This is a genomic window from Eikenella longinqua (assembly GCF_001648355.1).
Lineage (GTDB): Bacteria > Pseudomonadota > Gammaproteobacteria > Burkholderiales > Neisseriaceae > Eikenella > Eikenella longinqua.
The window spans coordinates 88,639-112,422 of the sequence record NZ_LXSL01000028.1 but is presented as its reverse complement, the minus strand read 5'-3'; the positions used below and the strand labels follow the sequence as shown (position 1 = coordinate 112,422).

Genomic DNA, 23,784 nt, shown 5'->3' with positions numbered 1-23,784 from the left:
CAGATAGCCTTTGGGCGTGTTGCCAAACTCAAACCGAGAAGGAAGAGCCGCAGCCGCAGGTGGTGGCGGCGTTGGGGTTACGGATAACGAACTGCGAGCCTTGCAGGCTTTCGGTGTAGTCGATTTCGGCGCCGACGAGGTATTGGTAGCTCATGGGGTCTACTAAAAAAGTGAGGCCGTTTTTTTCGATTTGGAAATCGTCGTCGTTTACGATGTCGTCGAAGGTGAAGCCGTATTGGAAGCCGGAGCAGCCGCCACCGTTCACAAACACGCGCAGTTTCAAATCGGGGTTGTCTTCTTCGGCAATCAGCTCGGCCACTTTGCTGCAGCAGCTTTCGGTGAAGATGATGGGGTTGTTTTCGTCAATATCGGACATGATTCATTCCTTTTTCTGTGTTATGCGAAACGGGCTTATTGTGGCGTAAAGCGGGGTTTGCGGGCAAGTCGGTCGCGGGTAAATCTTAAGCGACAGATAGGGGCGGGGCGGCGGATTTAAAGTGGGCGGGCAAACGGGCGTGGCGTTTAACCATCACTGCATGGGAAGGCTACCTGAAAATGTAATCCGGTTTTAGCTTTGCAGAAACTCCGCTTCCTTCGGAAGCTTCGTTTTCAGGTAGCCTTTCTTTTTCGGGTAGCTTTTTTCAGGTAGCCCTAGGCCAGCTCTTCTTGCCATTGCGCTAGGAGCTTCTGCCATTCGCCGTCGTTTTTATGGCCGTGGGCGATGGCGGCTTTCAGGTGGGAAATGGCTTCGCCGGCGTTGGCGCGCACGCCCCAGCCGTGGTAGTAGAGGCAGGCGAGGTTGTAGTGCGCCACGGGGTCGTGGCGGAGGGCGGCTTTTTTAAACCAGGCGGCGGCTTTCTCGAAATCTTTGCCCACGAATTCGCCTTGGAAAAACATCATGCCGAGGTTGGTTTGGGCGCGCGGCAGGCCGTATTCGGCGGCGGCTTTATACAGCGAGAAGGCTTGGCCGATATCTTGGTTCACTCCGAGGCCGAAATGGCAGGCGAAGGCTTGGCGGTAGTGTTCTTCGGCCAGCTGTTCTTCTTTGTCGGGCAGGTGGCAGACGGGGTCGGAGGCGCGGCGCTGGGGCTTCACGGGCTCGGCCAGCTTTTCTTTGGCTTCTTCGTGCCCGTTAAGCACGGCTTGTTCGTACCATTGGCGGGCGAGTTTGTCGTCTTTGGATACGCCGAGGCCGTAGCGGTATACGTCGCCCATCTGATACATGGCGTCGGCGTTGCCGAGGCGCACGGCCTGCTCGAGGCAGCGGATGGCGGCTTCGAAGTTTTGTTGGATGCCCTGCCCGGTGAGCAGCTGGCGGGCGAGGAGGTTGAGCGCTTCGGAATCGTTGGCGTTGGCGGCTTGGATAATCCATTGCACGGCGAGTTTGGGGTCGGCGGCGCAGCCGATGCCGTTGAGGCGCATGTGGCCGGCCTTGCTTTGTGCGGCCACCACGCCTTTGGCGGCCACGCGTTCGTACCAATGCAGGGCTTTGGCTTTGTCCATGCCGCCGAAGCGGCCGGTTTCGTAGAGGCGGGCGAGCTGCCATTGGGCGTCGCCGTAGTCGTGTTCGGCGGCGTGCTTGAGCCAGCTGATGCCTTGGCGCACGTCGGTTTTAGTGCCCAGGCCGTGCAGCAGGGCGTAGGCCATGTGGTATTGCGCCTGCGGTTCGCCCAATGCGGCGGCGCGGGAGGCCCAGGCGAAGGCTTTTTGGTGCTGGCCGTGGGCGGCGGCATTTTCCATCAGCCACACGATGGCCTGCGGGAATTTCTGCGCGGCCAAATGTTGCATCACTTGGCTGGCGGCCAATACGTCTTGCTGTATGCCTTCGCCGTTGGCCTGCATCATGGCCAGGCTGTAGGCGGCGTTCAGGTAGCCCGAGGCAGCTGCGCGTTCCAGCCAGTAGAGTGCGGTGGCGTAATCTTGCGCGGTATATTTGCCTTGGCGGTACCATTCGCCCAATTCGTATTGCGCCTGCTGGTATCCCATTTCGGCGGACTGGCGCATGTCGGCCAGGGCGTTTTCCCGCGTGTCTTCCGCTTCCACGAGCTCTTGGGCGCGACGGTAATACGATTCGGCATCGGGCAGGCTGCCTGGCTCGGCCTTGGCTGATTTGCCCGATTTGCGTTTGAGTGCAAATTTAATCATTCGTTCCAACCGTGAATTCTTTAAAACAACGCCTGCTTCGGCCTTTGGCGCAAAACAGCCGCTCCTCCCTTGCCGGCTTGCCGGTTTTTGCTGCCAAACGGGCGGCAGCATGTTGTTAATATGCAGACATTTTAGCATGTCTGCCCTAATCTGTGGCAGCCCGCGTTGGCTATTTAGGCCTACCTGAAAGGCAGCCTGCGCACAAAAATTGCGCGTTAGCATGCTCACAATTACCGTTCATTTGATTTTGGTCAATGTCCCGCCCGGGCAATCTCCCTATAATCGCTCTCAAGTTGAAAGGATTTAGTTCCGACGGGTTTCCAAGCCGGTCGGAGAAATAGCGAAGTAACCTGTTTCTTGTAACACTGGATTCATTTTCCTCTTGATGTGTGTGTGTTTAGGTGTGGCTTGTGCCACACCTTTTTTTGTCTGCGATTTGCGTGCGGCTCGGTTAGAATACAACTTTTCCCTGCTACAAACACCCCATGCTCAGCTACCGCCACGCCTTCCACGCCGGCAACCATGCCGACGTGTTCAAACATTTCGTTTTATTCCTCATCCTCAGCTATTTCAACCGCAAAGACAAGCCCTATTGGTATATCGACACCCACAGCGGCGCCGGCCTTTACCACTTAGAAGAAGACCAAGCGCAAAAAACCGGCGAATACCGCCAAGGCATCGCCCGCCTGCTTGCCGCCCAAACCCTGCCCGCCGAGCTCGAACAATTCCGCCAACACCTGCAAAATCTCCTGCCCCAGCCCCAGCTCTACTGCGGCTCCCCCCTCCTCGCCCAAAGCTTGCTGCGCCCCAACGACAAACTGCGCCTGTTCGAGCTGCATCCCGCCGACTTTCCCCTTCTCCGGCAAAACACCGCCGCCGACCGCCGCATCATCGCCAAACAAGCCGACGGCTACCAAAGCCTGATCTCCCTCCTGCCGCCCCCGCCGCGCCGAGCCGTCATCCTCATCGACCCGCCCTATGAACAAAAGCAGGAATACCGCCAAGCCGTACAAACACTAGGCGCCGCCCTCAGCCGCTTCGCCACCGGCTGCTACGCCCTCTGGTATCCCTGCCTTTCGCGCGAAGAAAGCCGCAGCCTGCCCGCCGAATTGCGCAAACTGCCCGCCGCACATTGGCTGCAAGCCGAGCTGCACGCCCACGCCCCCCGTGCCGACGGTTTCGGCATGCACGGCAGCGGCATGTTCCTCATCAACCCGCCCTACGTGCTGGCCGAACAGCTTGCCGCCAACCTGCCCGCCCTAGCCGAACTCTTGGCGCAAGACAGCAGCGCGCATTTCGTGCTGGAACAGCACGGCGGGTAAGCAGATATTTTGGTTTCGCAGAAACTCTGCTGTACCCATTTTCAGGTAGTCTTTACTTGAGTAAACAGTGGCTGGCTATTTTTCAGGTAGCCTCCGCGGCTGGCTGAGGCTACCTGAAAGCGAAGCTTCAACGAAGTTAAAACCAGCAAAGCCAGTTTCCGCACAGCCAACAACCCCGCCCCATTTTTCAGGTAGCCTTCCCCCAAGCAGCCGCGCCCCGATATGTTAAAATAAACAAGTTCCAAGTTCGCAAACACACCATGACCAAGCCATATTCCGAAAGCAGCATCAAAGTCCTCAAAGGGCTCGAGCCGGTGAAAGAACGCCCCGGCATGTACACCCGCACCGACAGCCCCACCCACATCTGCCAAGAAGCCATCGACAACGCCGCCGACGAAGCGCTGGGCGGCTTCGCCAGCCGCATCAGCGTGGAAATCCACGACGACGGCTCCCTTTCCGTGTCCGACAACGGGCGCGGCATCCCCGTGGGCCTGCACCCCGAAGAAGGCATCCCCGTGGTCGAGCTCGTGTTCACCCGCCTGCACGCCGGCGGCAAATTCGACAAAACCAGCGGCGACGGCGCCTACGCCTTCTCCGGCGGTCTGCACGGCGTGGGCGTGTCCGTGACCAACGCGCTCTCCACCCGTTTGGAAGTGACCGTGCGGCGCGAAGGCAAAGTGTACCGCATCGTATTTGCCGGCGGCGACGTGGTCGAGCCGCTGGCCGAAACCGGCAAATGCCCCGCCAAAGAAAGCGGCACCACCCTGCGCATCTGGCCCGACGCCAAATATTTCGAAAGCCCGCACTACGACATCGCCGAAATCGAACGCCTGCTGCGCGCCAAAGCCGTGCTGCTGCCCGGCGTGAGCGTTTCCCTCACCCGAGCGCAGGCTGGGCTACCTGAAAAATCCACCCAATCCTGGCACTACCCCGACGGCCTCGAAGGCTACCTGAAAACCCTGCTCGCCGAACAGGAAACCACCCTGCCCCTGCTCACCCTGCAAAACCACGTTTCCGGCAGCCACCACGGCGATTTTGCCCACGGCGAAGGCGTATCCTGCGCCCTCACCTGGCTGGAAGAAGGCCGCATCAGCACCGAAAGCTATGTAAACCTCATCCCCACCCCCGCCGGCGGTACCCACGAAGCTGGCCTCAAGCAGGCCCTGTTCAACGCCGTATCCAACTTCATCACCCACCACAACCTCCTGCCGCGCGGCGTGAAAATCCAAAGCGACGACGTGTTCAACCGCGTATCTTTCGTGCTATCCGTGCGCATGCTCGACCCGCAGTTCCAAGGCCAAACCAAAGACAAGCTCACCAACCGCGACGCGCTCAAACTGGTGGCCGCCATGGCCGGCGACCCGGTGGAGCTGTGGCTCAACCAAAACCTCGAAGCCGGCAAAAAAATCGCCGAGCTCGCCATCCGGCAGGCGCAGGAGCGCATGCGCTCGGTGAAGAAAATCGAAAAGAAAAAAGGCAGCGGCATTTCCGTGCTGCCTGGCAAGCTCACCGACTGCGAAAGCGAAGACATCCGCGAAAACGAGCTTTTCCTGGTGGAAGGCGATTCCGCCGGCGGCTCCGCCAAGCTCGCCCGCGACCGCAACACCCAAGCCATCCTGCCCCTGCGCGGCAAAGTGCTCAACAGCTTCGAAGTGCACCGCGACCAGCTCTTCGCCAACACCGAAATCCACGATATTTCCGTGGCCATCGGCGTCGATCCCCACGGCCCGGAAGACGAGCCGAACCTCTCCGGCCTGCGCTACGGCAAAATCGCCATCCTCTCCGATGCCGACGTGGACGGCTCGCACATCCAAGTGCTGCTGCTCACCCTGTTCTACCGCCACTTCCCCGAGCTGGTGCGGCGCGGGCACATTTATGTGGCGCAGCCGCCCCTGTTCCGCGTGGACGTGGCCGCGCAGGGCAAGAAAAAGCCCGCCCGCAAATTCTACGCCCTCGACCAAGCCGAGCTCGACGGCATTTTGGAAAAACTGCGCAAGGAAGGCCTGCGCGAAAACCACTATTCCATCAGCCGCTTCAAAGGCTTGGGCGAAATGAACCCCGACCAGCTCAAAGACACCACCATGCACCCCGACACCCGCCGCCTGCTGCGCGTACACATTCCCGACGGCAGCGACCGCCCTACCTACGACGTATTCGTGAAACTGATGGGCAAAGGCGAATCCGCCCAGCGCCGCAGCTGGATGGAAGCCGAGGGCGACAAAGCCGAGCTGGATATTTAGCCCGCTTCGCCAAAAGTTTGGAGTGGCAAGAACGATGCCATACTCCGTTTAGCCGCGCAGAAATTCGCCCAAACAAAAAACTCACGCAAACACACCCATGCCCCCGTTTCCCTCCGCCCTGCCGCCGCTCCTCTGGCAGCCCGCCCCGCCCGATGCACCCCCGGCCCTGCGCCGCCTGATGCAGGCCGATTCGCTCACCGCCGCGCTGCAAGCCACCGGCGCGGATTTGCGCGTTCAGGTAGCCTTTCAGGGCGAGACCGTGCAACTGTGGCCGGGCGAAGATTTGGGCGGTCGGGCGTTTCATGTGCGCCAAGTGTGGCTGCTGCTGGATGAAACGCCGGTGGTGTGGGCGCGCAGCGTGTGCCGCCAAATCGCTGCTGAGTGGCAAAATATTCTGGCTTGCGGCACGCGGCCTTTAGGCAAACAGCTCTTCGGCACGGGCTTGGCTTGGCAGCGCAGCCCGCTCGCCTTCGCCGCCGTGCCGATCGCGCAACAGCCGCAGGCCGCCCGAGCCGCCTGGCTGCGCCGCTCCGAGTTTGCGCTGCATGGCGAAAAGATGGTGCTGACCGAAGGGTTTGCGCCGGAATTGGAGCAGTTTTTGCCTAATGCCGGTTAGCGGCTATTTTCAGGTAGCCTCTTTCTCAGCCGAAAGGCTACCTGAAAAATAGCCGGCAAGTTTCACTGCTTGCTCAGCCCTACTTTTCGGCTAGCCTTCCGATTGAATTGGTACGCCGCTTTATCCAACACCCTATTTTCAAGTAGCCTCTCCCCACGCCCGAAGGCTACCTGAAAAATCACACTAAAAACCACACCCTGAGAACCCCGTGCACACCCCGTCATTCCTCACCCCCCGCCAAGCCGAACGCCTCGCCGTATATCTGCAACTGATGCGCGCCGACAAACCCATCGGCACCCTGCTCCTGCTGTGGCCCACGCTGTGGGCGCTGTGGATGGCTTCAGGCGGCCTGCCCGATTTCCCCACCCTGCTCGCCTTCGCGCTGGGCACCTTTTTCATGCGCAGCGCCGGCTGCGTGGCCAACGACTTTGCCGACCGCGATTTCGACGGCGCGGTGGAGCGCACCAAGCAGCGCCCCTTCGCCACCGGCCGCGTGAGCCCGCGCGAAGCCCTGTGCCTGCTCGTGGTTTTGTGCCTGCTCGCCCTGCTCTGCCTGTTGCCGCTCAACATGCTCACCAAGCTGATGAGCCTGCCCGCCCTCTTTCTCGCCCTGAGCTACCCCTTCACCAAACGCTTCTTCCCGCTGCCGCAGCTCTATCTCGGGCTCGCCTTTTCCTTCGGCATCCCCATGGCCTTCGCCGCCGTGCAAAACCACATCCCGCCGCTGGCCTGGCTGCTGTTTGCCGCCAACGCCTGCTGGACGCTGGCCTACGACACCATCTACGCCATGGCCGATAAAGAAGACGACCTCAAAATCGGCATCAAAACCTCCGCCATCACCTTCGGCCGCCGCGACGCCGAAGCCGCCATGCTGTGCCACGCACTGTTCGTGTTGCTGATGGCCGCCGCCGGCTGCGCCATTCAGGCACGCTGGCCGTATTGGCTCGCGCTCGCCTATGCGGTGTGGCACCAATGCGGCCAATACCGCGCCATCCGCAGCCGCAACAGGCAAGCCTGCTTCGCCGTGTTTTTGTCGAACAACCACATCGGCTGGGCATTGTGGCTGGGCTTGCTCGCGCACTACAGCGGCGGCTGAACCAGCTCGGGCTACCTGAAAAAGGCTACCTGAAAATTCCGCCGACCAGCATAAAATTGCCCTAAAGCAGCGGCACGGGTACAATCCACCCCTTAATGTATTTTTACGCAAGAGAAGTAACATGAGCCTGATCGGCAACATCCTGCCCGTATCACACATCGTGCTGGATTTGGAAGTGAGCAGCAAAAAGCGCCTGTTTGAAGAGGCCGGCCTGCTGCTGGAAAGCGAATCCGGCCTGAGCCGCGCCGCCGTATTCGACTGCCTGTTTGCGCGCGAAAAGCTCGGCACCACCGCGCTGGGGCACGGCGTGGCCATCCCGCACGGCCGCCACGCCGAAGTGCAAGCCATCACCGGCGCCTTCATCCGCCTGAAAGAAGCCGTGGATTTCGACGCGCCCGACGGCAAGCCGGTGTCGCTAGTGTTTGTATTGCTGGTGCCGGAAAACGCTGCCGGCGGCCATTTGGAAGTATTGTCGGCCCTGGCCATCCGGCTCTCCGAAAAATCCGTGCGCGAGCAGCTTCTGGCCGCCCCGAGCGCCGAAGAAGCCCGCCGCATCCTCACCGCAGATTAGCCGCTAAACACCGCCCATGCCCAGCATCTCTGTCCGCAAGCTCTATCAAGACAACCAAACCAAGCTCAATCTGGCTTGGTCGGCAGGGACGGCTGGTGCCGACAACCGCATCAGCGTGGATGCCGACAAACCCGTGCTGGCGCTGGTGGGCCACCTGAATTTTATCCACCCCAACCAAGTGCAGGTGTTGGGCGTGGCCGAAGTGGCCTATCTGAACAAAATGGCCAGCGGCGACGTGAAAGCCAGCTTCGACGAGCTGTTCGATCTGAGCATTGCGCTGGTGATTGTGGCCAACGACCTGCCCGTGCCCTTCATGCTGCGCGATTACTGCCACACGCACAACGTGCCGCTGCTCACCTCCAAAACCGAAAGCCCCTTCCTAATGGACGTGTTGCGGATTTACCTGCAACGCGTGCTCGCCACCTCCACCGTGAAGCACGGCGTGTTTTTGGACGTGTTTGAAATCGGCGTGCTGCTGATGGGCGCCTCCGGCCTGGGTAAAAGCGAGCTGGCGCTGGAGCTGATTTCTCGCGGGCACGGCCTGGTGGCCGACGACGCGGTGGAGCTCTACCGCACCGGCCCGGAAACGCTGGAAGGCCGCTGCCCCGCCATGCTGCGCGATTTTTTGGAAGTGCGCGGCTTGGGCGTGCTCAACATCCGCGCCATCTTCGGCGAAACCGCCGTGCTGCCCTCCAAACCGCTCAAGCTCATCATCAATCTCACGCTGGCCGACGACAGCTACATGAAAACGCTCGACCGCCTCTCCATCCAGAGCGAAACCGAAACCATCCTCAACGTGGCCGTGCGCTCCGTCACGCTGCCCGTGGCCGTGGGGCGCAACCTGGCCGTATTGGTGGAAGCGGCGGTGCGCAACTATATCTTGCAGGCGCGCGGCAAAGACAGCACCAAAGAATTTCTAGAACGCCACACCGCCATGCTGAGGGAAGACGAACGCAGCCATGAGGATAGTGCTGATTAGCGGGCTCACCGGCTCGGGAAAAACAGTGGCCCTGAAACTGCTCGACACCATGGGCTTCACCTGCGTGGACAACATTCCGCCCGCGCTGCTGCCGCAATTGGTGGCGCAATCCGCCGCCGGCAAAATCAGCAAGCTCGCCGTCAGCCTCGATATCCGCGTGCCCTACGCCAAAGAAAGCATCCAAAACTGCCTGCGCGCCATCCGCCGCCAAGGCCACCCCGTGCGCCTGCTCTTTCTCCACGCCGACACCACTACCCTCATCCGCCGACTCGACGGCAAGCACCGCCGCCATCCCCTCGCCGCCACCAATCTCACCCTAGCCGAAAGCATCGCCGCCGAGCGGCAGATATTGCAGCCCTGGCAAGACTTCGCCTTCTCCATCAACAATTCCCAAGACGGCACCGGCGACCTCAAATTCCGCATCCAAGAATGGCTCGCCCTCAGCCAAGGCGGCTTGCAGGTGGTGGTGGAATCCTTCGGCTTCAAATACGGCGCCCCGCTCGATTTGGATTTCCTCTTCGACGTGCGCGCGCTGCCCAACCCCTACTACGACGAAGCCCTGCGAGATCTCACCGGCCGCGACGAAGCCGTGCGCGCCTACTTCGCCCAATTCAAAACCGTGCAGCAGATGGTGGCCGACATCAGCGGCTACCTCAACCGCTGGCTGCCCGAATACGCCCGCCAAACCCGCGTGCACATGCTCGCCATCGGCATCGGCTGCACCGGCGGCCAGCACCGCTCCGTATTCGTGGCCGAAGCCGTGGCCGAACGCCTGCGCGACTACCCCGTGTGGGTGCGCCACCGCCAGCTCCCCGGCAGCGGCCGCCGCGTGTGAAGGCAAACCGTGTGGATACAAACAGATAACCGGAAAATTTCAGGTAACCTTTGGTAAACAAGAGGCTACCTGAAAATTTTGCGGCACTGAAGCCTACCCGGCAAAAGCTCGGTTTGCTCCCTTAAATCCGTCGTTTTCAGCCAATCCAATTTTTTCAGGTAGCCTGAACAGGCGGAAGGCTACCTGAAAACAGATGTACTCTTTTTCAGGTAGCCTTCTATAGTGGATTAACAAAAACCAGTACGGCGTTGCCTCGCCTTGCCGTACTCCTGTACTGTCTGCGGCTTCGTCGCCTTGTCCTGATTTAAATTTCATCCACTATAAATTTGCAGAAAAGCCAGGCTACTTCCGGCGCGGGTAAAACTGCACCGGGCTTTCGTTTTCCGGCAGCTGCAGCTTGCGCACGGCGTGGCCGTACACGGTTTCCAGGGTAACGGTGTGCAGCAGGCCTTGGGCGAAACCTTGGCTGACGGCGGCGCGGGCGGCGGCTTCGTCGGCAAATTGCAGGGCGGCCCAGATGCCGAGCGTGTCCATGTCTTGCCAGAAGGTGTCGGCGCGGGTGTAGGCCAGTTGCAGCTTGGCGGTGTCGATCACGGGGTCGTAGAAGCCGTGGTGGAACAGCATGTCGCCGAGGTCGTGCATGTCGGCGAAGGGGCTGGCTACGGGGATGTTGCGGGCTTTCAGGTAGCCGATGATTTCGGCGAGAGTGTCGAGGCCGAAGTGGGTGAGGAAGAGCAGGCCGTCGGTTTTCAGGGCGCGCGCCCAGTTTTCGATAACGGGCACGGGCTGGGCGGCGGAGCTGACGAGGCCAAGGTTGCACCACAGCCAGTCGGCTTGGGCTTCGGGCAGCGGGGTGGATGGTGCTTGGCAGTGTTGGGGCACGGTTTTGCCTTTGCCGGCAAGGCGTTGCCAGAAGCTGCGGCGGCGTGCGGCGGCGGCTTCACTCAGATGGCCGGCGCGGCTGTCGTATTCGCTGAACTCGGCCTGCGGGTAGCGCGCGGCGAGCAGGCGGCGGCTGCTATCGCCGTCGGCGCCGAACAGGAGGATGCGCTTCGGGGCGGCGGCGATGAGGGGCAGGCGTTGGTCGGTGTCTTCGGCGAGGCGGCGGTGGACGAGCCAGCGGTCGGTGGTCATTTTTCAGGTAGCCTGTGGTGTGTGTGGGAGGGCGTTTTCAGCTAGCCTTTTTGCGGCTACCTGAAAACGGTTTTCTCATGTTTTCAAATGGCGGCGGATTTTTCAGGTAGCCCGATGAATGCGCGGTAGGCGGCGGCAAACTCGCTCTCGTGGCTCAAAAACGGGATGTGCGCGGCTTTTTCAATCGGCAGCAGGCGGCTGCCGGGCAGGTGGCGGTGCAGGTATTCGCCCATGCGCGGCGGGGTGATGCCGTCTTTACCGCCGAACACGAGCAGCACGGGGCATTGCACTTGCGGCAGCAGGCTGCGGGCGTCAGTGTGCACGGCGGCTTCGAGCGCGGCTTCCAGCCCGGGCGGCACGCCGTGGCGTATCATATCGGGCAGGGCTTCGTTAGCCAGGTGGGCGCGTTCGGGGATGTGCAAAAATTGCAGTTGCAGAAACTGCCCCATATATTTGGCAAAATCTTGGGCAAACAGCGGTATCATCTTGCCCAGAGCGGGTTTGGCCAAGCCTTCGGGGTAGTCCGGCGCGGCGGTGAGCCGGGCGAAACTGGCGGTGAGGCACAGGCTGCGCACTTTCTGCGGATATTTGGCGGCAATGTGCAGCGCCACCAGCCCGCCCAGCGACCAGCCGAGCAGGTGCGCGGGTTCGCCCAACTTCGCGGCCAGCGCGTCGGCCACGGCGGCTACGTTGAAACTGCCGTCGAACTGCGCCGCTCCGTGGCCGGGCAAATCGGGCGCCAACACTTGGCATTCGGGTAAATCGGCGGCCAAACGGTCGAAAATATGGTGGTTGGCAGCCCAACCGTGCAACATTAAAACAGGAATCGAATCATACATATGGCGCTTTCAACTTGGTTAAGCGGGCAGTGGCGGCATTTGCGCTGTGTGAAAACTTGCTGCGCTCGTTTTGGCGAAACTTGCTTCGCTCGTTTTAGCTTCGCAGAAACTCGCTGCGCTTGTTTTCAGGTAGCCTCAAGCCGGGGCAAACGCTGCGTATTATGCCACGAATCTTCCGGCAATCAGGCTTTGTGCGCGGCCTGCACGGCGGATTTGCACGCCCTGCGGCTGGATGCGCGCCGACGCTGCCCGCTGTGTGCCAGCGTGTCGTCTTCCGGCCTGCCCTGCGGGCATTGCCAGCAGAAAGCTCCGCCGCAGGCCATGCTCCGCACCGCCTTCCGCTACGCCCCGCCGATCAGCAACCTGATTTATGCCTACAAATTCCTTGGCCGCAACGATTTATATGCCGCGCTGGCCGAATTGCTGCTGGTCGACGTGCCGGATTGGCCGGCGCCGCCGGATGTGGTGATGGCCATGCCGCTGAGCGTGCCGCGCCTGCACCGGCGCGGTTTCAACCAAAGCCTGCTCTTGGCCGAAGCCGTGGCGCAAGGCTTGAATTTGCCGCTTCTGCCGCCATTTGCGGTGAAACGCAGCCATCGTGCGCCGCAAAGCACCCTGCCCCGAGAGCAGCGCGCGCAAAACGTGCGCGGGGTTTTTCAGGTAGCCTCCGCTGCCGATGTAAAGAACCGTCATGTGTTGTTAATCGACGATGTTGTTACCACCGGCGCAACAATCGGCGAACTTGCCCGAAGTTTACGGCGGGCGGGGGCTGCGGCGGTTTATGCCTGGGTGCTCGCCCGCCCCGATTGAAAAAAATTTGACCGACCCGCCCCGCTACGGCATCATGCCTCCCGTTTCCAAGCGGCTGATTTGCAATAAATCAGCCAAATTTATTTGCACGTTTCATGTTCAGCGTTGTTTTATACCAGCCCGAAATCCCGCCCAACACCGGCAACATCATCCGCCTCTGTGCCAACAGTGGCGCCGATTTGCATTTAGTGAAACCGCTCGGCTTCCCGCTGGATTCCGCCAAAATGAAACGCGCCGGGCTGGATTACCACGAGTTCGTCCAAATCCGGCTGCACGAAACCTTTGCCGACTGCCTTGCCGCCTTGGAAGGCCGCCGCATTTTCGCGCTCACCACCAAAGGGCACACCCGCCCCGACCAAGCCGAATTCCGGCCGGGCGACGTATTCCTGTTCGGTCCCGAAACCCGCGGCCTGCCACCCGAAATCCTCGGCAGGCTACCTGAAAACCAAAAACTGCGCCTGCCCATGCTCCCCGGCAGCCGCAGCATGAACCTTGCCAACACCGTGGCCGTGATGCTCTACGAAGCCTGGCGGCAAAACGGCTACCAAGGCGGCATATAGCCGCTGGCATGACCCTATCCACTCAAGAAACGGAGTTTGTTTTGGCTAAATTGAAAAACGCCTTCTTCATCGGTGTAACCGCCTGCATCGGCTTGTGCACCGCCCTCATCAACACCGCCGCCGCCGAACCCAAAGCCGCGCCGGCCAAACCCGCCGCCCGCCAGCAGCAACACCACAGCCAGGGCAGTCTGCATGTAGACGCCGTGGCCAAGCCCGAGCGCCTGCACCAATCCGCCAACCGCAGCTACCAAGTGCGCGGCGTGCGCTACACCCCCATGACCAATGTGCGCCAATTCAGCCAAACCGGCCGCGCCTCCTGGTATGGCCGCCAATTCCACGGCCGCCTCACCGCCTCCGGCGAGCGCTACGATATGAACCTCATGACCGCCGCCCACAAAACCCTGCCCATCCCCAGCTATGCCCGCGTAACCAACCTTTCCAACGGCAAAAGCGTGGTGGTGCGCATCAACGACCGTGGCCCCTTCCACAGCAGCCGCGTGATCGACGTATCCCAATCCGCCGCCCGCCAGCTCGGCTTCATCCACGCCGGCACTGCCAACGTGCACATCGAGCAGATATTGCCCGGCCAGGCGCGCGCCGAAGCCCAACCCGCCGCCAAACCCGCCGGCAACATTTATGTGGACCTGCAACGCTTCGACCAGCGCAAAGATGCCCACGACTACGTAGTCAAAGCCACCACCCGCCTGCGCCACGTAAACAACACCGCGCAGCAGGTATTCATGGTGCCGCAGCGCAACGGCGGCTACCTCGTGCGCATGGGCCCCTTCACCCACCAAGAAAAGGCCGACCAAACCAAAGCAGCCGTTACCGAGCTGTAAACCAAGCTTTCATGCAAACAGGCTACCTGAAAATTTTCAGGTAGCCTGTTTCCTTATCCGCAATCCGCACGCCTTTTCTCTGCACATTCTCCCAGCCCAATTGCGAACCACTCTTGCCTAACGCGCCTTCTTGTGATTAAATGTTATGGTATAACACATGAAAGGCAAATCATGAAATCCAATATCCACCCCGCAAACTACCGCACCGTCCTTTTCTACGACAGCAGCGCCGAAGAAGGCTGGCTGATCAAATCCTGCGCGCCCACCGGCAGCACCATGCAGTGGAAAGACGGCCGGGAATACCCCGTGTTCATGCTCGACACCTCCTCCGCCTCCCATCCCGTGTACACCGGCCAGCAGCGCGAACACAACAAACAAGGCCGCGCCAGCGCCTTCAACCAACGCTACGGCAACATGATGGCCGCCCTAAAAAAGGACAACTGAAATGCAAGTGCTCTCCTCCCTCAAAACCGCCAAAACCCGCCACCGCGACTGCCAAGTAGTGCGCCGCCGCGGCAAAGTATACGTTATCTGCAAAACCAACCCGCGCTTCAAAGCCAGGCAGCGCTAGCCCGCGGGCCATCTGAAATCAGGGCTACCTGAAAACCAAGCCTGCTCTGCGAAACCAAAGCTGCCGCCCGCCCGGCCCGGCAAGCTCCTTCCTCCGATTCAACGCCTTGTCCGCCGGCGCACATTCCGCTCTCCTGTTCAAGCAGAGGCGCTTTGGTTTCGCAGAGCAGGTTTCAGCCGGGCTGGATTTTCAGGTAGCCTTTCATGCCCAAACACTCGTTTCTTGCGCCGCAAGCGCGTATAATGCGCCATTTTTACCACACCCTCCCCGCACACCGGCATGAGCGAGCACACCCCGTCAGAAAGCAGCGGCATCGGCAAAGCCATCAAACGCTACCTGATTACCGGCCTCCTGGTTTGGCTGCCCATCACCATCACCCTTTGGGTGGTGACCTACATCGTTTCCACCACCGACCACCTCTTCAACCTGCTGCCCAGCCAATGGCAGCCGGAAAGCTACCTCGGCTTCAACATCCCCGGCCTCGGCTTCATCCTCGCCATCGTCGTGCTGTTTATCACCGGCGTGCTCGGCGCCAACGTGCTCGGGCGCAAAGTAATCGAAGGCTGGGACAGCCTGCTCGGGCGCATTCCCGTGGTGAAATCTATCTATTCCAGCGTGAAAAAAGTGTCCGAGAGCCTGCTCTCTGACAACAGCCGCTCCTTCAAAACCCCCGTGCTCGTGCCCTTCCCGCAGCCCGATATCTGGACCATCGCCTTCGTATCCGGCAGCCTTTCCGAATCGCTGCTGCAAGGGCTACCTGAAAACACAGAATACCTGTCCGTATACGTGCCCACCACGCCCAACCCCACCGGCGGCTACTACATCTTCGTGCGCAAACAAGACGTCCGCCCCCTGGCCATGAGCGTGGACGAAGCGCTGAAATATGTGATTTCGCTGGGCATGGTTGCCCCCAACGACCACAAACCCAACGGCAAAGCCCCCGCCCCGGCCAAGCTGCCCGAGCCTGCCGAATGATTTTTCAGGTAGCCCCTGCCGGTTCCAAAAGCTACCTGAAAACCCCGCAAACCTTTACAATTAGCCCTTATCGTTTAACAAAACACTTTCAGGAAACACCGAAATGCGTACCAACTACTGCGGCCTCATCAGCGAGCAATACCTAGACCAAACCGTAACCGTGAAAGGCTGGGTACACCGCCGGCGCGACCACGGCGGCGTGATTTTCATCGACCTGCGCGACCGCGAAGGCATCGTGCAAGTCGTCATCGACCCCGACACCCCCGAAGCCTTCAAGCTTGCCGATTCCGCCCGCAACGAATACGTGTTGAGCATTACCGGCCGCGTGCGCAACCGCCCCGAAGGCACCACCAACGACAAAATGGTGTCCGGCAAAATCGAAATCTTGGCCAAAGAAATCGAAATCCTGAACCCCGCCGCCACGCCGCCGTTTATGATTGACGACGAAAACATCAGCGAAACCGTGCGCCTGCAAAACCGCGTCATCGACCTGCGCCGCCCCGTGATGCAGCGCAACCTGCGCCTGCGTTATCAGGTAGCCATGGGCGTGCGCCGCTATCTGGACGCGCAGGGCTTCATCGACATCGAAACCCCGATGCTCACCCGCTCCACCCCCGAAGGCGCGCGCGACTATCTCGTGCCCAGCCGCGTGCATCCCGGCGAATTTTTCGCCCTGCCGCAGTCGCCGCAGTTGTTCAAACAATTGCTGATGGTGGCCGGTTTCGACCGTTATTATCAAATCACCAAATGCTTCCGCGACGAAGACTTGCGCGCCGACCGCCAGCCTGAATTCACCCAAATCGACTTAGAAACCTCCTTCCTCTCCGAAAACGAAATCATGGACATCACCGAAGGCATGGTGAAGGAAATCTTCCAAAACACCATGAACGTTACCCTCGGCGATTTCCCGCGCATGGAATACCGCGATGCCATGTTCTACTACGGCTCCGACAAGCCCGATATGCGCATCAGCCTGAAATTCACCGAGCTGACCGATTTGATGAAAACGGAAGAATTCAAAGTGTTCCGTGGCGCGGCAGACATGAAAGGCGGCCGTGTGGTGGCGCTGCGCGTGCCCAACGGCGCGAAACTCAGCCGCAAGGAAATCGACGAATACACCAACTTCGTGGCCATCTACGGCGCCAAAGGCTTGGCGTATATCAAAGTGAACGACGTAAGCAATTTGAGCAACGGCGAAAACAGCGGCCTGCAATCGCCCATCGTCAAATTTCTGTCTGAAGCCGCCTTGAAGGAAATCATCGAGCGCACCGGCGCGCAAAACGGCGACATCATTTTCTTCGGCGCAGACAAAGCCAAAGTGGTAAACGAAGCCATCGGCGCGCTGCGCATCAAAATCGGCAAAGAGCACGGCGCAGAAAACGGCTACTTCGTGGACGAATGGAAACCCTTGTGGGTGGTCGATTTCCCCATGTTCGAATACGACGAGGAAAACGACCGCTGGGCCGCCATGCACCACCCCTTCACCTCGCCCAAGCCCGGCCACGAAGATCTGATGGCATCCGACCCCGAAAACTGCCTCGCCCGCGCCTACGATATGGTGCTCAACGGCTGGGAAATCGGCGGCGGCTCCATCCGTATCCACCGCGCCGACATTCAGGAAAAAGTGTTCGCCGCGCTGAAAATCACGCCCGAAGAGCAGCAAAACAAATTCGGCTTCCTGCTCGATAACCTGAAATTCGGTGCGCCCCCACACGGCGGCCTGGCCTTCGGCCTCGACCGCTTGGTGGCACTGATGGCGCAAGCCGAATCCATCCGCGACGTGATCGCCTTCCCCAAAACCCAGCGCGCGCAAGACTTGCTGGTGGACGCCCCCAACCATGTGGACGAACTCCAACTGCGCGAACTGCACCTGCGCCTGCGCCAAAAAGCAAGCGAGCAGAAAGAAGGCTAACCCCCGCCTGCCGGTAAAACAAAGGCTATCTGAAAATTTTAGCTCCGCAGAAACTCCGCTGCGCTGCGTTTTCAGGTAGCCTTTATTCGCCAATCAAGCCGCGTTAAGAGCCGCTAAACATGCTCTTAAACCACAGCACGATGCTGTCCCACAGGCGGCCGAAGAAGCCGGCTTCGGCCACGTCTTCCAGCGCCACCACGTCTTTCTGCGCCACCACGCGGTTTTGCGCGTCCATGAATTTCACCGTGCCGAGCACCTGGCCTTTGGTAATCGGCGCGAGCACGGGCTGCACAGTTTCCAGCACCGGCTTAAGCTGCGCCGCCTGGCCGTGCGGCACGCTGATGTAGGTGGCGTCGAGGAAGCCCACGTTCACAGCGTTTTCCGCGCCTTTATACAGCTTCACCTGCGAAATGGCGGTGCCGGCGTCATAGAGCTTGGGCGTGTCGTAGGCTTGCAGCGCCCAGTTGAGCAGTTTGCTGCTCTCGGCGGCGCGCGCCTGCATGCTTTCGGTGCCCACCACCACGGAAATCACGCGGCGGCCGTTGCGCTTGCTGGAGGCGACCAGGTTGTAGCCGGCGCTGTCGGTGTGGCCGGTTTTCATGCCGTCCACATCCGGGTCGCGGTAGAGCAGCAGGTTGCGGTTGGGCTGGGTGATGTTGTTGTAGCTGAAGGATTGGATGGCGTAGAGCGGGTAGTATTGCGGGTAGTCGCGGATGATGGCGTCGGAGAGGGTGATTAAATCCTGCACCGAGGTGTAGTGCTGAGCGCCGGGCAGGCCGGTGCTGTTTTCAAAATTGGTGTCGCGCATGCCGAGCCGTTTGGCTTCGGCGTTCATCAGCTGCACAAACTGCGCTTCGGTGCCGGCCACGGCTTCGGCCAGGGTGATGGAGGCGTCGTTGCCGGATTGCACAATCAGGCCTTTGAGCAGGTCGTTTACGCTGGCGGGGGTTTTCGGATCGAGGAACATGCGCGAGCCTTCCACTTTCCAACCCTGCTCGGATACGGTGAAGGTTTGCTCGGGCTTGAGCTTGCCTTCTTCCAGCGCTTTGAACACCAAATAGGCAGTCATCAGCTTGGTGAGCGAGGCGGGCTCGACGTGCTCGTTTATCTTGTGCGCAGCGAGCATTTGGCCGCTTTGCGCGTCAAACACGGCATAGGCGGAGGCTTTGATTTCAGGTAGCCCCACGACGGCGGGCTGGGCGGAAGCCGAGTTGGCAGCGGCGGCCGGGGCGGATGCGGCGGCGGGCGCAGAGGCTGGGCTGGCAGCAGAAGCAGCCTGCGGCGCGGCTTGCGCCTGCCAGCCGGCGAGGATGAGGGAGACGGTGAGGAGGGTGAGTTTCTGGTTCATTGCATTGTCTGTGGGTTTGGTTGGATTGGTTTGCTTCGTCCCGGCGGGAGGCTACCTGAAAATGATGTCTTGGCGAAACCAAGGCTGAGTTTCTGCGAAGCTAAAGCATGAGCTTCAACGAAGTGGACCGATGTTTCCGAAGGAAGCAGAGTTTCTGCGGAGCCAAAACGATGTTTCGCTGACGCCGCAGCCACATTTTTCAGGTAGCCTTTGGGCGGCCGAGCCGTGGGCAAAATCGCGCCGATTATAGCCGCTCAAGCCTGCCTTGCTAAGCGTTTAACCTGATTTTTCTTGCCAGCGGCGGCGCAATCGGAGTATCTTGCCGCTTTTTCCGCCCTATTTCCGCATCATCATGCCGCAAGATCACACCGACTACCTCACCCACATCCTCACCGCCTCCGTTTACGACGTGGCTGCCGAAACCCCGCTCGACTTCGCCCGCAACCTCTCCGCGCGCAGCGGCAACCGCATCCTGCTCAAGCGCGAAGACCTACAGCCGGTGTTTTCCTTCAAAATCCGCGGCGCATATAACAAAATGGCTAAGCTGCCACCCGAGCTGCTGCAAAAAGGCGTGATTACCGCCAGCGCCGGCAACCACGCGCAGGGCGTGGCACTTTCCGCGCAAAAGCTCGGCTGCGAGGCCACCATCGTGATGCCGGAAACCACGCCGCAGATCAAGGTGGACGCAGTGCGCTCGCGTGGCGGCAAAGTGGTGCTCAAAGGCGTGTCGTTCAATGATGCCTACGACCACGCCGTAAAGCTTGCCGCCGCGAGCGGCCAAACCTATATCCCGCCCTTCGACGACCCCGACGTGATCGCCGGCCAAGGCACCATCGGGCTGGAAATCGTGCGCCAACACTCCAAGCCGATCGATGCCGTGTTCGTGCCCATCGGCGGCGGCGGGCTGGCAGCCGGCGTAGCCGTGTTCATCAAGCAGGTGCGCCCCGAAATCAAAGTTATTGGCGTGCAAACCCACGATTCCTGCGCCATGAAAACTTCTATCCAACACGGCCGCCTGGTTGAGCTCAAAGACGTAGGCCTCTTCTCCGACGGCACCGCCGTGAAGCTGGTGGGCGAAGAAACCTTCCGCCTGTGCCGCGAGCTCTTAGACGACATCATCACCGTGGACACCGATGCCATCTGCGGCGCGCTCAAAGACATTTTCGACGACACCCGTAGCATCTGTGAGCCCGCCGGCGCGCTGGCCCTGGCCGGGCTCAAGGCCTACATCGCCCGCGAGCAGGCGCAAGGCCAAACCCTGATTGCCGTTACCAGCGGCGCCAACATCAATTTCCACCGCCTGCGCCATGTGTCCGAGCGCAGCGAGCTGGGCGAAGGCAACGAAGGCATCTTCGCCGTGTCGATTCCCGAAGAGCCCGGCAGCTTCCTAAAATTTATCAACGTATTGGGCAGCCGCAACATCACCGAGTTCAACTACCGCTACGGCGACGACGCCACCGCCCACATCTTCGTGGGCATCCAAAGCCGCGGTGCCGCCGACCTTGCCGCCATCAGCGCCGAGCTCACCGCCGCCGGCCTGCCCAACACCGACCTCACCGAAGACGAAACCGCCAAAATCCACATCCGCTACATGGTGGGCGGTCGCACCAACAAAGTCGCCCACGAGCGCCTCTTCAGCTTCGAATTTCCCGAACGCCCCGGCGCCCTGGCCTACTTCCTCGGCCGCATGCAGAGCGGCTGGAACATCACCCTCTTCCACTACCGCAACCACGGCTCCGACTACGGCCGCGTGCTGGTGGGCACCGACGTGCCGCCGGCCGACAGACAAGCCTTCGCCACCTTCCTGCAAGAGCTCGGCTACGTGCACACCGAGCAAACCGGCAACGCCGCCTACCGCCTGTTTCTCGGCCAGGCCTAGCCTACTGCCCGCCGCGTAATCCGTATCAACCCGTATATAATTTTCAGGTAGCCTTCCAGCCCTTCATCAGGCTACCTGAAAACCCAAACCCTTTAACAAACAAAGAGAACCACCATGCTCCCCCCCCAACACCTCCTCTGGATCAACGGCCCCGCCGGCCGCCTGCACACCATCTACCTGCCGCCCGAAGCCCCCGAGCGCGGCGTGGCCGTTATCAACCACCCCAACCCCCTGCACGGCGGCACCTTCACCAACAAAGTTATCCAAACCGCCGCCAAAGTCTATGCCCGCCTCGGCTTCCACTGCTACCTGCCCAACCTGCGCGGCGTGGGCGAAAGCGAAGGCGAACACGACTACGGCCGCGGCGAAACCGACGACTGCCTAGCCGTGATCGACTACGCCCAAAGCCAACACCTGCAAGCCGCCCAACTCCTCATTTCCGGCTTCTCCTTCGGCGGCTACGTGAGCCTGTTTGCCGCCCAACAGCGCCGCCCCGACGCCCTCGTGCTCATCGGCCCCGCCGTCGGCATGTACGAAACGCCCGCCGCACAGGCCGCCGACCCCGCCCACACCCTCGTGGTGCACGGCGAAATTGATGAAGTCGTCCCCCTCGCCAACGCGCTCTCCTGGACCGCCCCGCAAGACATCCCCGTGGTCGTGCTGCCCCAATCCTCCCACTTCTTCCACGGCAAACTCATCCCCCTGCGCGACACCCTGCTGCGCTTTGTGCCCGGCGTGCTGGAAAAATAAAGCCGCCATATTTTTCGCTTCGCTGAAACTCACTTCGTTTATTTTCAGGTAGCCCCAAGCATTGGGAAGGCTACCTGAAAAACCCAAACCACTTTTCAGGTAGCTCGCAGCGCATGCCAAGGCTACCTGAAACCAAACGCCCCACATACCATGCCCGCCAGCCAACCCGCCATCGTCCTCACCACCTGCCCCGGCCAAGCCGAAGCCGAACGCATCGGCAGCCTGCTGCTGCAACAGCGCCTCGCCGCCTGCGTGCAATACTAAGCCATCCAAAGCCAATACCGCTGGCAGGGCGAAATCTGCCGCGACGAAGAAATCCGCCTCACCATCAAAACCGACACCCGCCACTACCCCGCCGTCGAACGCCTCATCCTTGAGCACCACCCCTACGACTGCCCGCAAATCCTGCTGTTGCGCGTATCCGGCGGCGCCGCAGGCTACCTGCAATGGCTGCAAGACAACCTCGCCCCGTGATGGACGCCGCAGCCGCCATCGAAGCCGCCATCAACGAAGGCTCGCAACACGGCCTCGACCGGCTCAAGCTTTGGCAGCAAACCGTATTCCTCGTTGCCGAAGCCGAATTGCTCGCCGACATGGGCGCCGAATTCTGCTCTCAATACCCCGCCCAAACCTTCGCCGCCGCCTTCCGCCGAATCGGTGCGCAGCACATCGCCGCACTGTTTGCCCGCCTCGCCACCCATCCGCACGATGCCGAATGCGAACAACAGCTGGCCGCCGCCCTGTCTAACCGCGAAGGCTACGGCTACCAAACCCTGGCCGATTATGTGCTTTCCCAACAAAAGGCTACCTGAAAATCCGAATGCCGGCGCAAACCCCAGCCCAAACACACCAATAACATTAAAACAGGCTACCTGAAATTTTCAGGTAGCCTGTTTTGCATTCCGCACGCACGTTTCCACAGCAGGCGTAGGCCGACTAAGGCTTAAAAGAAGTTCAACACCGGCCAGCCGTGCTGCTGGGCGGCGGCGAGCAGCACCGGGTCGGGGTTCACGGCCACGGGCTGGTTCACCTGTTCCAAAAGCGGCAAGTCGTTGCGGGAATCGCTGTAGAAATAGATTTTTTCGTAGTCGGCTTGGGTTTGGCCGCGCTCAGCGAGCCATTGTTGCAGGCGGGTGACTTTGCCGGCCTGGAAGCTGGGCGTGCCGAGATAATGGCCGGTGTAGTTGCCTTTGGCGTCGGTTTCCAGGCGGATGCCGATCACTTCGCCGATGCCGAATTCGCGGGCGATGGGGGTGATGATGAATTCGTTGGTGGCGGAAATCAGCAGCAGGCTGTCGCCGGCGTCGCGGTGGCCGGCCACGAGCTGGCGCGCCATCGGGCTGATATGCGGCAGGATGTGGCGCTGCATGAAAACGCGGTGCATGGCATCAAGCTCGGCGCGGCTGCGTTCGGCGAGCGCACGCAGGATGAAGGCAAGGTAGGCGTCTAAATCGAGGCAGCCGTCGCGGTAGTCTTGGTCGAATTGGCGGTGTCGCTGCATATCGGCTTCGTCGTAGATGCCTTCTTCTTGCAGGAAGTTGCTCCATTCGGTGCCGGAGTCGCAGTTGATGAGGGTGTGGTCGAGATCGAAAATGGCGAGGTTCATGGGCTGTCCTGTTGCAGCAGCCGCTTGAGCAGCGGCACGGTGATGGGGCGGTGTTGGGAGAGGGAATATCGGTCGAGGGCGTCGAGCATGGCCATCAGGCTGCCGAGGTCTCGGCTCCAGTGGTGCAGCAGGTAGCGGAAGATGTCGCCCGACACTTTGAGCTGGCGGGCTTGGGCGGCGGCTTCAAGGGCGGCCAGCTTTTCTTCGTCGCTCAAGGGTTTGATTTCATACACCAGGCAGTAGCCCATGCGGGTGCGCAAGTCTTCGCGCACATGCAGATGCGGCGGCGGCACATTAGCGCCAATCAGGAGCGCGCCCTGCCCGCTCTGGCGGATGCGGTTGCACAGATTGAACAATACGGCCTGCCCTTCGGCATCGAGCTGCTCGATTTGGTCAAGCGCGAGGCGGCAGCCTGCGGGCGGCAGCTCGCGCAGCGGTTCGGCGGCGGCATCCAGATAACGCGCAGCCTGCCCAGCAGCTTGCGCCTGCGCCGCCCACGCACGCAGCAAATGGCTCTTGCCGGCGCCGGCCGCGCCCCACACATACACAAACGGCTCGCGCTGCTGCCGCAACACATGCAGCAGCTCGCCGTTGCCCTGCCCGAAGAAGGTATCGAAGCCGGGCGGGGTGTCGGGAAAATTGAGGATTAACTGGTTCACGGTGGATAAGGCTACCTGAAAACGATGTCTTGCGAAGCAAGGCGGAGTTTCTGCGAAGCTAAAATATGCGTACAGCTACCACGGCTTTTCTACAAAAC

Annotated in this window: 25 protein-coding genes and 1 pseudogene; 18 read left to right on the top strand and 8 right to left on the bottom strand. The window is 60.7% G+C overall.

Annotated features, from left to right (window positions below; all coding sequences use genetic code 11):
• Positions 1-28 precede the first annotated feature (28 nt).
• Positions 29-376, bottom strand: a complete 348-nt coding sequence (gene erpA, locus A7P95_RS08025; protein ID WP_067593722.1) for an iron-sulfur cluster insertion protein ErpA — start codon at positions 374-376, stop codon at positions 29-31.
• Positions 377-651: 275 nt separating this feature from the next.
• On the bottom strand, positions 652-2,145 hold the full coding sequence (locus A7P95_RS08020; protein ID WP_067593719.1) for an SEL1-like repeat protein: 1,494 nt from the start codon (positions 2,143-2,145) through the stop codon (positions 652-654).
• A gap of 485 nt (positions 2,146-2,630) precedes the next feature.
• Here A7P95_RS08020 and A7P95_RS08015 point away from each other — a divergent pair, with 485 nt between their 5' ends.
• The 7 genes from A7P95_RS08015 to rapZ all read left to right on the top strand — a co-directional run bounded on the left by A7P95_RS08015 (position 2,631) and on the right by rapZ (position 9,804).
• The gene (locus A7P95_RS08015) at positions 2,631-3,467 is read left to right on the top strand and encodes a 23S rRNA (adenine(2030)-N(6))-methyltransferase RlmJ (protein ID WP_067593716.1); all 837 of its coding nucleotides are present in this window, start codon (positions 2,631-2,633) and stop codon (positions 3,465-3,467) included.
• 260 nt (positions 3,468-3,727) lie between these two features.
• Entirely contained in the window at positions 3,728-5,707 is a 1,980-nt protein-coding gene (gene parE / locus A7P95_RS08010) for a DNA topoisomerase IV subunit B (protein WP_067593713.1), read from the top strand.
• Positions 5,708-5,804: 97 nt separating this feature from the next.
• A complete protein-coding gene (locus A7P95_RS08005; RefSeq protein ID WP_067593710.1) occupies positions 5,805-6,323 on the top strand; it encodes a chorismate--pyruvate lyase family protein in 519 nt (172 codons plus the stop codon).
• A gap of 208 nt (positions 6,324-6,531) precedes the next feature.
• Entirely contained in the window at positions 6,532-7,419 is an 888-nt protein-coding gene (gene ubiA / locus A7P95_RS08000) for a 4-hydroxybenzoate octaprenyltransferase (RefSeq protein ID WP_067593707.1), read from the top strand.
• Between the two features lie 121 nt (positions 7,420-7,540).
• On the top strand, positions 7,541-7,990 hold the full coding sequence (ptsN, locus tag A7P95_RS07995) for a PTS IIA-like nitrogen regulatory protein PtsN (RefSeq protein WP_067593704.1): 450 nt from the start codon (positions 7,541-7,543) through the stop codon (positions 7,988-7,990).
• Between the two features lie 16 nt (positions 7,991-8,006).
• Complete coding sequence (hprK, locus tag A7P95_RS07990) at positions 8,007-8,969, top strand: HPr(Ser) kinase/phosphatase (protein WP_067593701.1); 963 nt, start codon at positions 8,007-8,009, stop codon at positions 8,967-8,969.
• Positions 8,950-9,804 (top strand): RNase adapter RapZ, encoded by an 855-nt coding sequence (gene rapZ, locus A7P95_RS07985; protein WP_067593698.1) that lies wholly within the window; start codon positions 8,950-8,952, stop codon positions 9,802-9,804. The genes hprK and rapZ overlap by 20 nt, the downstream gene beginning before the upstream one ends.
• Before the next feature lie 93 nt (positions 9,805-9,897).
• Here rapZ and A7P95_RS11725 read toward each other — a convergent pair whose 3' ends face one another.
• From A7P95_RS11725 to bioH, 3 genes are all read right to left on the bottom strand, one after another.
• Positions 9,898-10,119, bottom strand: a complete 222-nt coding sequence (locus A7P95_RS11725; protein ID WP_156503557.1) for a hypothetical protein — start codon at positions 10,117-10,119, stop codon at positions 9,898-9,900.
• A gap of 27 nt (positions 10,120-10,146) precedes the next feature.
• Positions 10,147-10,938: a class I SAM-dependent methyltransferase gene (locus A7P95_RS07980; protein WP_067593695.1), complete on the bottom strand. Its 792-nt coding sequence runs from the start codon at positions 10,936-10,938 to the stop codon at positions 10,147-10,149.
• A gap of 83 nt (positions 10,939-11,021) precedes the next feature.
• Positions 11,022-11,777 (bottom strand): pimeloyl-ACP methyl ester esterase BioH, encoded by a 756-nt coding sequence (bioH, locus tag A7P95_RS07975; RefSeq protein ID WP_067593692.1) that lies wholly within the window; start codon positions 11,775-11,777, stop codon positions 11,022-11,024.
• 189 nt (positions 11,778-11,966) lie between these two features.
• Between bioH and A7P95_RS07970 the strand changes: the two genes are divergently transcribed.
• The 7 genes from A7P95_RS07970 to aspS all read left to right on the top strand — a co-directional run bounded on the left by A7P95_RS07970 (position 11,967) and on the right by aspS (position 17,444).
• Positions 11,967-12,587 (top strand): ComF family protein, encoded by a 621-nt coding sequence (locus tag A7P95_RS07970; protein ID WP_156503556.1) that lies wholly within the window; start codon positions 11,967-11,969, stop codon positions 12,585-12,587.
• A 95-nt stretch (positions 12,588-12,682) separates the two neighbouring features.
• The gene (gene trmL, locus A7P95_RS07965) at positions 12,683-13,147 is read left to right on the top strand and encodes a tRNA (uridine(34)/cytosine(34)/5-carboxymethylaminomethyluridine(34)-2'-O)-methyltransferase TrmL (RefSeq protein ID WP_067593689.1); all 465 of its coding nucleotides are present in this window, start codon (positions 12,683-12,685) and stop codon (positions 13,145-13,147) included.
• A gap of 8 nt (positions 13,148-13,155) precedes the next feature.
• Complete coding sequence (locus A7P95_RS07960; RefSeq protein ID WP_067593686.1) at positions 13,156-13,986, top strand: septal ring lytic transglycosylase RlpA family protein; 831 nt, start codon at positions 13,156-13,158, stop codon at positions 13,984-13,986.
• A gap of 171 nt (positions 13,987-14,157) precedes the next feature.
• The gene (locus A7P95_RS07955; RefSeq protein ID WP_067593683.1) at positions 14,158-14,430 is read left to right on the top strand and encodes a type B 50S ribosomal protein L31; all 273 of its coding nucleotides are present in this window, start codon (positions 14,158-14,160) and stop codon (positions 14,428-14,430) included.
• A 1-nt stretch (position 14,431) separates the two neighbouring features.
• Positions 14,432-14,557 (top strand): type B 50S ribosomal protein L36, encoded by a 126-nt coding sequence (ykgO, locus tag A7P95_RS07950; RefSeq protein ID WP_067593680.1) that lies wholly within the window; start codon positions 14,432-14,434, stop codon positions 14,555-14,557.
• A 279-nt stretch (positions 14,558-14,836) separates the two neighbouring features.
• Positions 14,837-15,532, top strand: a complete 696-nt coding sequence (locus tag A7P95_RS07945; protein ID WP_067593677.1) for a DUF502 domain-containing protein — start codon at positions 14,837-14,839, stop codon at positions 15,530-15,532.
• A gap of 103 nt (positions 15,533-15,635) precedes the next feature.
• Positions 15,636-17,444 carry an aspartate--tRNA ligase gene (aspS, locus tag A7P95_RS07940; RefSeq protein ID WP_067593674.1) on the top strand — a complete coding sequence of 603 codons (1,809 nt, stop codon included), beginning with the start codon at positions 15,636-15,638 and terminating at the stop codon, positions 17,442-17,444.
• Positions 17,445-17,547: 103 nt separating this feature from the next.
• Here aspS and A7P95_RS07935 read toward each other — a convergent pair whose 3' ends face one another.
• Positions 17,548-18,792: a D-alanyl-D-alanine carboxypeptidase family protein gene (locus A7P95_RS07935; protein WP_067593671.1), complete on the bottom strand. Its 1,245-nt coding sequence runs from the start codon at positions 18,790-18,792 to the stop codon at positions 17,548-17,550.
• Between the two features lie 352 nt (positions 18,793-19,144).
• Between A7P95_RS07935 and ilvA the strand changes: the two genes are divergently transcribed.
• The 4 genes and pseudogenes from ilvA (at position 19,145) to A7P95_RS07915 (ending at position 22,233) form a co-directional block, all read left to right on the top strand.
• Positions 19,145-20,671 (top strand): threonine ammonia-lyase, biosynthetic, encoded by a 1,527-nt coding sequence (gene ilvA, locus A7P95_RS07930; RefSeq protein WP_067594306.1) that lies wholly within the window; start codon positions 19,145-19,147, stop codon positions 20,669-20,671.
• Between the two features lie 114 nt (positions 20,672-20,785).
• Complete coding sequence (locus A7P95_RS07925) at positions 20,786-21,421, top strand: alpha/beta hydrolase (RefSeq protein WP_067593667.1); 636 nt, start codon at positions 20,786-20,788, stop codon at positions 21,419-21,421.
• Positions 21,422-21,571: 150 nt separating this feature from the next.
• Positions 21,572-21,895 (top strand): annotated as a pseudogene (cutA, locus tag A7P95_RS07920) (divalent-cation tolerance protein CutA).
• Positions 21,868-22,233 carry a hypothetical protein gene (locus tag A7P95_RS07915; protein WP_156503555.1) on the top strand — a complete coding sequence of 122 codons (366 nt, stop codon included), beginning with the start codon at positions 21,868-21,870 and terminating at the stop codon, positions 22,231-22,233. The pseudogene cutA and the gene A7P95_RS07915 overlap by 28 nt, the downstream one beginning before the upstream one ends.
• Before the next feature lie 131 nt (positions 22,234-22,364).
• Here A7P95_RS07915 and A7P95_RS07910 read toward each other — a convergent pair whose 3' ends face one another.
• Together A7P95_RS07910 and hda are read right to left on the bottom strand one after the other, a co-directional pair.
• Positions 22,365-23,027 carry a histidinol-phosphatase gene (locus tag A7P95_RS07910; protein WP_067593662.1) on the bottom strand — a complete coding sequence of 221 codons (663 nt, stop codon included), beginning with the start codon at positions 23,025-23,027 and terminating at the stop codon, positions 22,365-22,367.
• Positions 23,024-23,686, bottom strand: coding sequence for a DnaA regulatory inactivator Hda (gene hda / locus A7P95_RS07905; RefSeq protein WP_067593659.1), 663 nt, complete (start codon positions 23,684-23,686; stop codon positions 23,024-23,026). Before hda ends, A7P95_RS07910 begins: the two co-directional genes overlap by 4 nt.
• Between the last annotated feature and the right edge of the window lie 98 nt (positions 23,687-23,784).